We start from the raw sequence: 12,391 nt of genomic DNA on the forward strand, positions 1-12,391 counted from the left end.
GGCTTTTGCCCTGTGGGGTCTCAACTTTCCCGCTATTCCCGCAGGAGTCGAGCACCTTACGCTCCAATCAACTTTCTAAGTATGAGTTTCTTAATATAGACTAATATAAATACCTTATACCTTTCGAAAACAGCCATTTTTCAAGGTGTACAGTGGTCGATTTTTGCTTGTATAGTTTTAGATTGTTTTTTCACTATCCAGCTCTGTCACAAACTCCTTATAGATGGTGAGGGAAACTACGTAGACTCTTGCGGAAGTACGGTCGTGCCGTGACCCCTGGAAGCGAAGCTGAGGAGGCTAGGCCGAACGTCCGCGGAAAGCGGAGCGGTTCACCTCACCATCCTGCACATACTAGTCGACAGAGCCATTGACAACACTTATGTTATAAAACAACAACTTTTGCGAAAAGAACAATTTAAAAAACAGAGTGGAACATGTCTTTTTGTTCCACTCTGTTTTTTTATGTTTTAATGACACCACTTTCGGATAAAGTATGGATAGTACATTATTTATCTAAATTCAGCTTTTATTGGTACAGGCTGAACATTAATGAAGGATGTGAAGAAAGTGATTTCAAACAGTCAAATAGAGACATTAAAAAAGGAATTACTCCAACAAGAAAGTCAGTTACAGGAGCATTTAAATCGAGATTTAGACAGTCTTCATCATACAAATGAACGAGATAATTCAGGGGAACTTTCTCTCTATGATAATCATCCTGCAGATATGGGAACCGAATTATATGAAAGAGAAAAGGATTATGCAATTGATGATCATGCAAAAATTGAATTAAATAAAATTCAGAACGCATTACAGGCAATCACAGAAGGAACTTATGGGCAATGTAAAGAATGTGGGCAAGAGATTCCTTACGAACGATTAGAAGTTATTCCTACCACACTGTACTGCAAAGATCATTCACCTGAGCAATCAACACCTCAAGACAGACCGGTGGAGGAAGATGTTTTACAACCTCCAATCGATAATGAGTTTAGACACAAATCAGAGGGAAATGTTCGTGATGACGAAGACAGCTTCCAAGAGGTAGGACGTTTTGGCACCTCAGAAACCCCGTCTGACTTTGAAGGTGATTATGAAGACTACTCTGAACTTTACCAGGGTGAAGACACATCAGAAGGATTCACAGAGGATTTTGAATCCTTTGTCGGGACTGACATTGAAGGCTCTAACCGAAAGGCATACCCTTCAAAGACCCATGAAAACTATGAAGAAATGCTTGATGAAAATGATATTGAATCAACCATGGGAGACATCCCATATAAAGATGGCGATAGTTATGTTTCAAACAAAAAGAATAATAAATAAATGAAAATGCTTGGGGTCCTTTATTCCCAAGCATTTTCTCATTCTCTATTGTGTTAAACTTCCATGGGCAATTCCCCATATGTCTTTCGCGTACTCTTCAATCGTACGATCACTTGAGAAATATCCAGAGTTTGCAATATTTTGTAAGCACATTCGTGACCATTCTTCTTTCTTCTCATAGGCTCTACCAGCTATATCATGTACTCTTACATACGAATCAAAATCACGTAAAACAAAGAAATGATCATTTTCAGTTAATAAAGAGTCATAAATCATTTCAAAATGGTCTCCGGCTTCAGGAAGTGTATCATCAATCAGTTGAGACAACACCTTTTTAATACGCGTATCATAGTGATAATACTCCATGGCATAGTAGCCTCCATGCGACTGATATTTCATTACTTCCTCTGCAGTCAGACCGAAGATAAAGATATTATCGATCCCCACTTGCTCTAAAATTTCAATATTCGCTCCATCCAGAGTGCCTAACGTAAGAGCACCATTCATCATAAACTTCATATTCCCCGTTCCAGAAGCCTCCTTACTCGCTGTGGAAATCTGTTCAGAAATATCCGCTGCGGGAATGATTTCTTCTGCAAGAGAAACTCGATAATTTTCTAAAAACACCACTTTAATTCGATCCCTGACAAGTGGATGATTGTTTACTAAATCTGCTACGGAATGAATCAGTTTTATAATTTTCTTTGCGTAAAAATAGCCTGGAGAGGCTTTCGCTCCAAATATAAACGTTCGAGGATGAAAGTCAAAGCTAGAATCCTCTATACAACGATTATATAGATGAAGAATGTGCAGTACATTCAACAATTGGCGTTTATAGGCATGCAGTCTTTTCACTTGAATATCAAAGATTGATGTTGGGTCTACTCTAAGTCCATTATTTTTGAAAATTCGTTCTGTTAATTTATTCTTGTTTAGTTGTTTCACGTTATATAATTCATTTAAAAAGGATGAATCTTGACTGAAATTCTGCAAGTTTACTAGTTTGCCTGGTTGCCCAATCCAATCATCTCCAATAGCTGTACTAATTAGCTTAGCTAATGGAGGATTACTATTAAGCAGCCATCTTCTATGGGTAATGCCATTGGTTTTGCTGTTGAATTTCCCAGGATAATATTGATAGAATAAGTTCATTTCTCTCTGCTTTAATATTTCCGTATGAATTTTCGCCACTCCATTTACACTAAAGCTACCGACAATAGCAAGATGAGCCATTTTCACTTCATCATGTGAAATAATCGCCATCTCCTCGATTCTTTTCCAATCACCAGGGTATGCTTTCCATAAATCCTTACAGAACCGTTCATTGATTTCATTTACAATCATATATATCCTCGGCAATAAAGGTTGAAAAATACGAATAGGCCATCTCTCTAAAGCCTCAGATAGAGTGGTATGATTTGTATAAGCGAATGTTTTCGTTGTAATCTCCCAAGCCTCCTCCCACTCAAAAGAATGCTCGTCTATCAGAACTCTCATCAATTCTGGTATGGCAAGAACAGGGTGAGTGTCATTTATATGAATCGATATATTCTCATGCAACTCTTTTAAATGTCCATACCGATAAAGATATGAATTAAGAATGGAACGAATGCTTGCTGATACTAAGAAGTATTGCTGCTTTAAACGAAGTATTTTTCCTTCATCATGTGTGTCATCTGGATAAAGGAATTCCGTAATGGCTTCTGTATCCCGCTTGTACTTCATCATATCTTTCCCTGCTTTATAAGCTGCTGGCTCAGCACTCCACAGTCTCAAGGTATTCACTGTTGATGTTTCGTGACCTACCACAGGCATATCATAGGGAACCGCCGATACAACTTCAGCTTCTACATGACGAAACTTTAAAACATCCTCTTCTTTATAAGATTCCACCTTGCCCCAAAAAGGAACCTCAACAGCTAAGTCTGATTTTCGCACCTCCCAAACATGACCATGTCGTAACCATTGTTCAGGTAATTCCATTTGAAATCCGTTGACAATTTTTTGCTCAAACAGACCATGCTTGTATCGAATCCCGCATCCATGACCAGGTAAATTGAGGGAGGCTAAGGAATCCAAAAAACACGCTGCCAGTCTCCCTAATCCTCCATTCCCAAGACCTGCATCATGTTCAACTTCCTCTATTTCACTCAAATCTATCCCTAAATCCTTTAAGCCTTTATCCACGATATCGTAAATACCTAAGTTCATTAGATTTTGACGCAGCAGACGGCCGAGGAGAAATTCGATGGATAGATAGTAGACTTGCTTTTGCTTACTAAAACGATATTGTTCATTGGTGTGAATCCAATTCATACTAATGTACTCACGAATTAGATTGCCCAAAGTGAAGAATTGATCCTGAGTTGTGGATTCAGGGAAGGTTTTTCCGTACATCATTTCGAGCTTTTTCAGAAACATTTCTTTAAACTCATTGTGATCAGAAAACATGGCTTTCACTCCTTGATACCAAGTCTGCATAAAGTTGATTATACTTAAAGGCTGATTGAGCCCAACTATAATCTTTATTCATGGCAGTCCTTACGATATGATTCCATGTTTCTGGATTCTCATGATAATATGTCAGAGCTCTCTTATAGGTATAAAGCAAATCGTGTGCATTAAAGTTTTTAAATGAGAAACCATTACCTGTTTTCGTTTCTTCATTGTATGACTCCACTGTGTCATTTAAGCCGCCTGTTTCCCGTACAAGGGGTAATGCCCCATATCTCATGGCGATTAACTGTCCTAGCCCGCATGGCTCGAATTTTGAAGGCATCAAAAACAAGTCTGAAGCAGAATAGATTTGTTTTGCTAAATCTTCATTAAATCCTATTTGAACCCTAACTTTCGAAGAATATTGAGACTGCATCTCTCGGAAAAACTGTTCAAACTCCCAATCTCCCGTTCCCAACAAAACAAATTGGACCTCTTCTTGAATCATTTCATGAAAAACAGCCCGAATGAGTTCCAGTCCTTTTTGATTAGTTAATCTTGAAATAATAGCTACAAGAGGAATTCGTTCATTCTCTTCTAACCCTAACTGTTTTTGTAAATGAAGCTTAGCTTTCATTTTTCCTTGAATGTTTCCACTAAAGAAGGGAAACTCCCCTTCTTCGGGATTATATACAGAATCATCTATACCATTAAGGATCCCGAGTAACTGGTTAGATCGTTGATTTAATATGCCATGCAGCTTTTCCCCATAATAAGGGGTAAGAATTTCCTCTTTATATGTAGGGCTTACGGTTGTCACATAATCCGAAGAAATCAATGCTGCCTTCATAAAATTGATATTCCCATAAAACTCGAGATAATCAGAATGAAAATACTTGTCATGAATCCCTAATAAATCGGTCATGACAGGCTTAGGAAATACCCCTTGGAATTGAAGATTGTGAATCGTAAACACGCTTCTCATAAAGGAATACCCTGGTCTGTCTTGATACTCCGTTCTCAATAAAAAGGGAACCATTCCTGTGTGCCAATCGTGACAATGAACAACATCAGGATAAAAATCCAGAACGTTCATACCTTCTAACACGGATCTGGTGAAAAATGCAAAGCGTTCACCATCATCAAAATAGCCATATAATTGATCTCGGTTAAAATAATATTCATTGTCAACAAAATAATAGGTTACGCCACTTTCAACTATTTCTTCAATACCACAATATTGGTTCCGCCATCCAATCGAAACAAAAAATTCTCTCTTTTTCTTCATTTTAGAGCGAAACTCATGAGGGATTCCACCATATTTAGGTAGAATCACTCTAACATCAGTCCCTAAACTCCTTAGCTCCTTAGGTAATGCACCTGCAACGTCTGCTAAGCCACCTGACTTAATAAAAGGGACACATTCAGATACAACAAATAACACCTTCACGAATTCATCAGCGCTCCTTGTATCATTCCTTTCCGAATGACAATTGGTTTGGTAGGATCTCCTATTAGCTTCACGCCATCCTCGACTCTTACATCTTTGTCTAATATTACATTCTCTAATACACAGTTATCTCCAATTTGACTCTTTTGCATAATAATACTATTTGAAATAGAGGTATTCACACCCACCTTTACCGCTCGAAACATAGTAGAATTTTGAACTTTCCCTTTAATATAACAGCCATTTGCAATAATACTGTTTTTCACACTGGCAGCTGAAGTATAGCGAGTTGGTGGTTCATCTTTAACCTTTGTATATATTGGGGTATCCTTTTTAAAGAGTTCTTTCCAATAGTTAATATTTAACAGCTTCATACTTGCTTCGTAATAATCCTCAATGCAATCAATGGTTTCAACAAAACCAATATGTTCATATCCACATACCTTAAACTCACTTTCAATATCCTCTACAACATCCTTCATGCACGTATACCCAGTATTGCGTCGTTCATTGATTAACTCAATCAGCGTAGACGTTTTTACTAAGTACATGTCTAAGGATTTCCCGTTATGACGAATTTCCGTTATATCACAACCGATTCGGATATGTCTTTCTAAAACAGGTAAATAATTAATGTTACACAAAGTAAAGCAGTTACTGATTAAAGCGTACTCTTGGGAACTCCGATTAAAATAATCAATATGGTGTGCAAAATGATTAAAGGAGCCTACTCCCTCCTCACTTGCATCCAGACTTGGTGCCGGAAAGAAGAATAATCCGTCACGCTTTCTGTTTAAGTCCCAGTTCTTTCCTGAACCCAGGTGGTCCATGAGAGAACGATATTGGAACTTAGGGAATATTGCCACAGAACCGATATCAGAATTCACCATATTCGAAAGAACAAAATCAATTAACCGATACCTTCCTGCTATGGGTAAAGCAGCCAATGAACGATGTAAAAGTAAATCCTCTAACGAATCATAATAACTAGTCGCATCAATAACACCAAGCAATGAATTTTTCAAAACACTTCCTCCTCTTAAGTTGTATTATAGATTTCAACCGTTACACTTCTTCTTGTTCAAGTAGTGTTTCAATGAATGATTCAGTGACCAATATGATTTCATCAGATCCCTCTTCAGGCATAATACATACCCCATTTGGAACCTTTACATTTGATGGAACAATCGCTTGTTCAATATATGCATTCTCCCCGATAACAGCATCAGGCATAATAACTGAACGGCTGACGTGCGCTCCTTTTTTAACGGTCGTGCCTTGAAAGAGAACAGATTTACTAATACTTCCTTCAATGGTGCATCCTTCGTTCACAAGAGATCCTTCAACAAGAGCGTCTTCCGAAATATACTGTGGCGGCTCATTAGGGTTGACAGAATACACTCTCCAATCATGATCAAATAAATTTAATTTGTTTTTCTCATCAATCAAATCCATATTTGCTTCCCATAGACTTTTAACCGTACCTACATCCTTCCAATATCCTTTAAAGGGATAGGCCATTAACTTCTTCTTCTCATCCAGGAGCAAAGGAATGACATCCTTTCCAAAATCATGGCTTGAATCAGGGTTACGCTCATCCATCTCTAAATAATCTTTTAAAACACTCCAATTAAAAATATAGATTCCCATTGAGGCAAGATTACTCTTAGGGTAGGCAGGCTTTTCCTCGAACTCCGTGATTCTCATCTCTTCATTGGTATTCATCAGCCCGAATCGACTTGCTTCATCCCAACCAACCTCTATAACAGAGATAGACACATCTGCTTTTTTCTCAATGTGATAATCCAACATTTTGCTATAATCCATTTTATAAATGTGATCTCCTGATAAAATCAAAACATACTCTGGATCGTACTGTTCCAAGTAATTCATATTTTGGTAGATGGCACTTGCTGTCCCTGTATACCATCTCATTTCAGAGGATTCAGCATATGGTGGCAAAACCGTTACTCCTCCATTTTTCCGATCAAGATCCCATGCACTACCTATTCCAATATAAGAATTTAAGACTAATGGTTGATATTGAGTAAGAACACCCACCGTGTCGATTCCTGAATTTGTACAATTACTCAAAGTGAAGTCAATGATGCGGTACTTCCCTCCAAAAGGAACAGCAGGTTTCGCTAGGTTTTTTGTTAACGAACTCAACCGACTCCCTTTTCCTCCTGCTAATAACATAGCCACACATCGTCCTTTTGCCATTCTTCTATCTCCCCTTTCAGTTTATTGGTTTTAAGTAAACAGCAGCATATGGCGGGATCGTCATTTCCACATATCCATCTCTTCCATGATACGCCCCTTGATGCACATGAAGAGGATGAGGATTTACTTGATGTGAACCACCAAATCGATCATCATCACTATTCCATATTTCTTCGTAATAAGAAGCAAGATTTACTCCCACCTTATACTGGTGATAAACATTAGGACTGAAATTACAGATTACCACTAGATGATCATTGCTCTCTTTAGCCTTTCGAATAAAGGAAAAAATCTGTTGATCTGCATTATTCACATCAATCCACTCGAACCCTTCTGAACGATGATCGAGCTCATATAATGGTTTAGCACCTTTATATAAATGCAGAAGTTCTTTAAAATATGAATTAAATTTGTGATGAAATTCGTAACTTGTTAAATGCCAATCTATTTCTTCTAGATCCTTCCACTCTGAAAAAGGAGCGTATTCACTGCCCATAAACAATAACTTCTTTCCTGGGTGTGCTACTAAATAGCTAAGTAGCAGTCGATACTGAGCAAACTTTTGCCAATAGTCTCCCGGCATCTTATTTAACAAAGACTTCTTCCCATGAACAACTTCATCATGAGAAAATGGAAGGACGTAATTCTCGGAAAATGCGTATAAAAGAGAAAACGTAATCAATGAATGAACATCTCTTCGCTCTGAAGGGGGCGTTTCCATATATTTCAGAACATCATTCATCCAGCCCATATTCCATTTATAATTAAAGCCGAGTCCACCATAATGAACAGGAGATGTGACCTGTGGCCAATCTGTTGAATCCTCTGCAATCATTAATATGGACGAGTCATATTCGAATACAGACTGATTTAATTTCTTTAAAAACTGAAGGGCTCCATCATTCGGTGACATCTCTCCTTGATTAGCCCAGTAAATAATGTTTGAAACTGCATCTATTCGAAATCCATCAATATGATAAACTTCCATCCAAAAGCGGGCATTTGATAGAAGGAAGCTTCTAACCTCTCCCTTTCCTAAATCAAAGTTGGCTGTTCCCCACGTATAATTTTCACGATCACGTTCTTCTCCATATTCATATACAAATGAACCATCAAACTCATAAAGTCCATGTGCATCCTTACAAAAGTGCCCTGGTACCCAATCCAATATCACCCCAATATTATGTACATGACATTCATTTATGAACTGCATTACCTCATGGGGAGACCCATAACGACTTGTAGGGGAATAATAACCAGTGCTCTGATAGCCCCATGAACGATCAAAAGGATGCTCCGTTATAGGGAGTAGCTCAATATGAGTAAAACCATGTTCCTTCACATGGGGAATTAACTCTTGTGCCAGCTCTTTGTAAGAAAGAAACTCTCCCTTATTCTTCTTCCATGTCCCCAAATGGACTTCATAAATGAACATAGGCTGATCATACACAGTCTTCTTTGACCGTTGTTCCAGCCACTCTTCATCCTCCCATTGGAAGCCTTGTAATTCATAGACCATACTTGCAGTACGGGGGCGTTTCTCTGATGCAACCCCATAAGGATCTGCCTTAAGCTTTTTAACACCTGATGAAGTCATAATTTCATATTTATATGTTTCACCCGATAAATTCCCATCTACTCTAATTGTCCAAATACCTTCATTATTTCTTTTGCTAAGCTTATAATGAAGCCCATTCCAATCATTGAATGAACCTACTAACCTAACACCTCTGGCATTCGGTGCCCAAACGCAAAATTCTGTATAGGTTCCAGAAGGAGTTCTCCTCACATGGGAGCCCATAAACTGATAAGCTTGCTGCATACTTCCCTCATGAAATAAAAAAACATCATAATCAGATATCATCATTGCGTTCATCATCTCACCTACATTTTTTCAATCTACTAACTACTTTCTTTGATATACTTGAAAATCCTTTATATAAACATCGTCCAATTCCGACAATATCCTACACGGAGGGAGATCTAGTAACAACAAATGTAAATAAGTTCCAAATGATAGGGTTTTCATTACGAATTTTTGATGAATGGTGTCGAAAGGTTTTTTCATTAAAAAAGAAGAAGTAGTTTTAAATAGAAGATAGAAAACTCATGTATAAGAATTTATTTTGGTTTTAGAATCTTAGAGTGGTTAATTAGGAAGTGGCTAAAGAATAAAAATGTTGGCTATTGCTGAGTAGGTAAATCTAATAAAAGTATTTGGAAGGTAAGATTGTTTATACATGGGGATAGTGATATAGGTTATGAATCGATGAACTAAATATGGTAGGGGGAAACTAAATCTAAGAGTAATAAAAGTGATTACTACTTCTTAATTAAATACAAGATGTGCTCACAAAGTGGCTCAATTCACCTTAAATCTGGCCCAATTTCCTTGAAAAGTGGCTCAATATATAGAGATTCTGGCCCAATTCTACAAACTATCTGATTTCAGAGTAGCGTTTACGGAATAATATAAGTTCATATTGTAGAATTCCGAAAATGTTATTGCTCCTACACACATTTCTAGATGAATTTGCCTCCAAGTATTAGAATCCATTTAACATCAAAGAAACCCTTTTAAAATGAATGACTAGATTATTAAAGAAAACGTAATACAAAATATAGAAGCATATTATACACTTAGGTTATCTAGATTTTGATAAAAGCATCTTCGTATAATTGTTAAATGAAAGGAGATTAATTTTGAAGAAGGTATCTGTTATTGTACTTCTTTTTCTATTATTAGTTGGATGTAGCCAAAGTGATGTCCAGCATGATACAGAATTAGAGGAAGCTATTTATTCTGTTGTTGGGGATCAAAATAAAAGTGAGATAAATATTAGATCATTGACGACATTCGACTGGGAAAAAGCTCTCCTGTTCACACCTTATAGTACACAAGAAGGTATTGAGGAACAATTAGGTTTTGATTTTAAAGACCCATCCAATATAGATACTAGAGACGATATATATCTTTTGGTTTTCCTTAACAACGATAAAGTCGTTCAATATATTGAGATAGCACGTCAAGGTACTGACTTTTCAATAGGAGAAAAGGGATACCTTACTCCATCCGATAATGTGATAAGTATTGAAAGATATTAAAAAGGCATTTCTCTTGTTGTAGTAACGACATCCTTAGTTAAATAAGAAAGTGGAACTTCCTACTTTATGAAAATTCCACTTTTATGCCTAATATGAACATTAAAGTTTAACAAAGCCTAAATAAAAAACAAAAAAGGACTATCTAATGATAGTCCTTTACGTTAATGACCCATACGGGATTCGAACCCGTGTTACCGCCGTGAAAGGGCGGTGTCTTAACCGCTTGACCAATGGGCCTTAATGGCGGAGAAGGAGGGATTTGAACCCTCGCGCCAGTTGCCCGACCTACACCCTTAGCAGGGGCGCCTCTTCAGCCACTTGAGTACTTCTCCGTAATGGCTCCGCAGGCAAGATTCGAACTTGCGACCGATCGGTTAACAGCCGATAGCTCTACCACTGAGCTACTGCGGAATATTAAAATGGTGGGCCTAAGTGGACTCGAACCACCGACCTCACGCTTATCAGGCGTGCGCTCTAACCAGCTGAGCTATAGGCCCATTGGAGCGGGTGAAGGGAATCGAACCCTCATCATCAGCTTGGAAGGCTGAGGTTTTACCACTAAACTACACCCGCACTATTGTATGGGGCGACTGATGGGAATCGAACCCACGAATGCCTGAACCACAATCAGGTGCGTTAACCACTTCGCCACAATCGCCATAAATAGAAAATGGTGGCTCAGGACGGAATCGAACCGCCGACACATGGATTTTCAGTCCATTGCTCTACCAACTGAGCTACTGAGCCACTATGTAAAACTTTAAAAATGGCGGTCCGGACGGGACTCGAACCCGCGACCTCCTGCGTGACAGGCAGGCATTCTAACCAACTGAACTACCGGACCAGAGTTTTTTGACGACAGTCAAAATAACTTTCCATACGTGACTCTTAAAGGATTATGATATCCAAAGTCAAAATGGTATTGCGGGGACAGGATTTGAACCTGCGACCTTCGGGTTATGAGCCCGACGAGCTACCGAACTGCTCCACCCCGCGACGATAAAAATAAATAATAAAAATGGAGGAGGAAAGGGGATTCGAACCCCTGCGGGCTTTGACACCCCTGTCGGTTTTCAAGACCGATCCCTTCAGCCGGACTTGGGTATTCCTCCGTATATAAAATGCAAGTGGTGGACCTTGTAGGACTCGAACCTACGACCGGACGGTTATGAGCCGTCTGCTCTAACCAACTGAGCTAAAGGTCCCTAATGGTAGCGGCGGAGGGGATCGAACCCCCGACCTCACGGGTATGAACCGTACGCTCTAGCCAGCTGAGCTACACCGCCAAGAAACAATTTATATCTAATTGTTAGATAGTTTGCCTTTGCAAATATCAAGTGCAATTATTTTACTTTTGCAAAATAATTGGTGGAGCCTAGCGGGATCGAACCGCTGACCTCCTGCGTGCAAAGCAGGCGCTCTCCCAGCTGAGCTAAGGCCCCAAAATGAAGTGGTCGGGAAGACAGGATTCGAACCTGCGACCCCTTGGTCCCAAACCAAGTGCTCTACCAAGCTGAGCTACTTCCCGAAGTATATGGCGCGCCCGAGAGGAGTCGAACCCCTAACCTTTTGATCCGTAGTCAAACGCTCTATCCAATTGAGCTACGGGCGCTAATAAGCTATTTTGTTTTAAAAAACAATGGTGCCGAGGACCGGAATCGAACCGGTACGGTAGTCACCTACCGCAGGATTTTAAGTCCTGTGCGTCTGCCAGTTCCGCCACCCCGGCAAAATCTTCTGGAGCGAAAGACGGGATTCGAACCCGCGACCCCCACCTTGGCAAGGTGGTGTTCTACCACTGAACTACTTTCGCATATGAATGGTGCGGGTGAAGGGACTTGAACCCCCACG

General features: G+C 39.1%; 6 protein-coding genes, 17 tRNA genes and 1 pseudogene. 2 read left to right on the forward strand and 22 right to left on the reverse strand.

Features of this window, described 5'->3' with window-relative positions; translation table 11 throughout:
* Nucleotides 1-567: 567 nt before the first annotated feature.
* A complete protein-coding gene (locus tag IQI_RS01170; RefSeq protein ID WP_064091080.1) occupies nt 568-1,326 on the forward strand; it encodes a TraR/DksA C4-type zinc finger protein in 759 nt (252 codons plus the stop codon).
* A gap of 45 nt (nt 1,327-1,371) precedes the next feature.
* On the opposite strand, the gene IQI_RS01175 is transcribed toward IQI_RS01170, so the two are convergent.
* The 5 genes and pseudogenes from IQI_RS01175 to glgB all read right to left on the reverse strand — a co-directional run bounded on the left by IQI_RS01175 (nt 1,372) and on the right by glgB (nt 9,311).
* Entirely contained in the window at nt 1,372-3,777 is a 2,406-nt protein-coding gene (locus IQI_RS01175; protein WP_064091081.1) for a glycogen/starch/alpha-glucan phosphorylase, read from the reverse strand.
* On the reverse strand, nt 3,767-5,212 hold the full coding sequence (glgA, locus tag IQI_RS01180) for a glycogen synthase GlgA (protein WP_064091082.1): 1,446 nt from the start codon (nt 5,210-5,212) through the stop codon (nt 3,767-3,769). The genes IQI_RS01175 and glgA overlap by 11 nt, the downstream gene beginning before the upstream one ends.
* A complete protein-coding gene (locus IQI_RS01185) occupies nt 5,209-6,237 on the reverse strand; it encodes a GlgC family sugar phosphate nucleotidyltransferase (protein ID WP_064091083.1) in 1,029 nt (342 codons plus the stop codon). Before IQI_RS01185 ends, glgA begins: the two co-directional genes overlap by 4 nt.
* A 40-nt stretch (nt 6,238-6,277) precedes the next feature.
* Entirely contained in the window at nt 6,278-7,411 is a 1,134-nt protein-coding gene (locus IQI_RS01190; protein WP_408006815.1) for a glucose-1-phosphate adenylyltransferase, read from the reverse strand.
* Nucleotides 7,314-9,311 (reverse strand): annotated as a pseudogene (gene glgB / locus IQI_RS01195) (1,4-alpha-glucan branching enzyme). The gene IQI_RS01190 and the pseudogene glgB overlap by 98 nt, the downstream one beginning before the upstream one ends.
* A gap of 827 nt (nt 9,312-10,138) precedes the next feature.
* Here glgB and IQI_RS01200 point away from each other — a divergent pair.
* Nucleotides 10,139-10,540, forward strand: coding sequence for a hypothetical protein (locus IQI_RS01200; protein ID WP_082892554.1), 402 nt, complete (start codon nt 10,139-10,141; stop codon nt 10,538-10,540).
* 165 nt (nt 10,541-10,705) lie between these two features.
* On the opposite strand, the gene IQI_RS01205 is transcribed toward IQI_RS01200, so the two are convergent.
* From IQI_RS01205 to IQI_RS01285, 17 genes are all read right to left on the reverse strand, one after another.
* Nucleotides 10,706-10,777 (reverse strand) — tRNA-Glu (locus tag IQI_RS01205).
* 4 nt (nt 10,778-10,781) lie between these two features.
* Nucleotides 10,782-10,872: transfer RNA gene (locus tag IQI_RS01210), tRNA-Ser, on the reverse strand.
* Between the two features lie 4 nt (nt 10,873-10,876).
* A tRNA-Asn gene (locus tag IQI_RS01215) sits at nt 10,877-10,951 on the reverse strand.
* Nucleotides 10,952-10,960: 9 nt separating this feature from the next.
* Nucleotides 10,961-11,037: transfer RNA gene (locus IQI_RS01220), tRNA-Ile, on the reverse strand.
* Between the two features lie 2 nt (nt 11,038-11,039).
* Nucleotides 11,040-11,113: transfer RNA gene (locus IQI_RS01225), tRNA-Gly, on the reverse strand.
* A gap of 9 nt (nt 11,114-11,122) precedes the next feature.
* Nucleotides 11,123-11,198, reverse strand: a tRNA-His gene (locus IQI_RS01230).
* A gap of 13 nt (nt 11,199-11,211) precedes the next feature.
* Nucleotides 11,212-11,287: transfer RNA gene (locus tag IQI_RS01235), tRNA-Phe, on the reverse strand.
* Nucleotides 11,288-11,307: 20 nt separating this feature from the next.
* Nucleotides 11,308-11,384: transfer RNA gene (locus IQI_RS01240), tRNA-Asp, on the reverse strand.
* Between the two features lie 78 nt (nt 11,385-11,462).
* A tRNA-Met gene (locus tag IQI_RS01245) sits at nt 11,463-11,536 on the reverse strand.
* A gap of 23 nt (nt 11,537-11,559) precedes the next feature.
* Nucleotides 11,560-11,652 (reverse strand) — tRNA-Ser (locus tag IQI_RS01250).
* A 16-nt stretch (nt 11,653-11,668) separates the two neighbouring features.
* Nucleotides 11,669-11,745: transfer RNA gene (locus IQI_RS01255), tRNA-Ile, on the reverse strand.
* Between the two features lie 4 nt (nt 11,746-11,749).
* Nucleotides 11,750-11,826 (reverse strand) — tRNA-Met (locus IQI_RS01260).
* 80 nt (nt 11,827-11,906) lie between these two features.
* Nucleotides 11,907-11,982, reverse strand: a tRNA-Ala gene (locus IQI_RS01265).
* 9 nt (nt 11,983-11,991) lie between these two features.
* Nucleotides 11,992-12,068 (reverse strand) — tRNA-Pro (locus IQI_RS01270).
* Nucleotides 12,069-12,075: 7 nt separating this feature from the next.
* Nucleotides 12,076-12,152 (reverse strand) — tRNA-Arg (locus tag IQI_RS01275).
* 28 nt (nt 12,153-12,180) lie between these two features.
* Nucleotides 12,181-12,269 (reverse strand) — tRNA-Leu (locus IQI_RS01280).
* Between the two features lie 9 nt (nt 12,270-12,278).
* Nucleotides 12,279-12,353: transfer RNA gene (locus tag IQI_RS01285), tRNA-Gly, on the reverse strand.
* Nucleotides 12,354-12,391 lie beyond the last annotated feature (38 nt).

The organism is Rossellomorea aquimaris TF-12, assembly GCF_001648555.1.
Lineage (GTDB): Bacteria > Bacillota > Bacilli > Bacillales > Bacillaceae_B > Rossellomorea > Rossellomorea aquimaris.

What these genes read in the sequence shown, in the direction of transcription:
- IQI_RS01190 (WP_408006815.1), bottom strand. Translation starts at nt 7,411, where the DNA reads ATGTTATTAGCAGGAGGAAAAGGGAGTCGGTTGAGTTCGTTAACAAAA.
- IQI_RS01175 (WP_064091081.1), bottom strand. Translation starts at nt 3,777, where the DNA reads ATGTTTTCTGATCACAATGAGTTTAAAGAAATGTTTCTGAAAAAGCTC.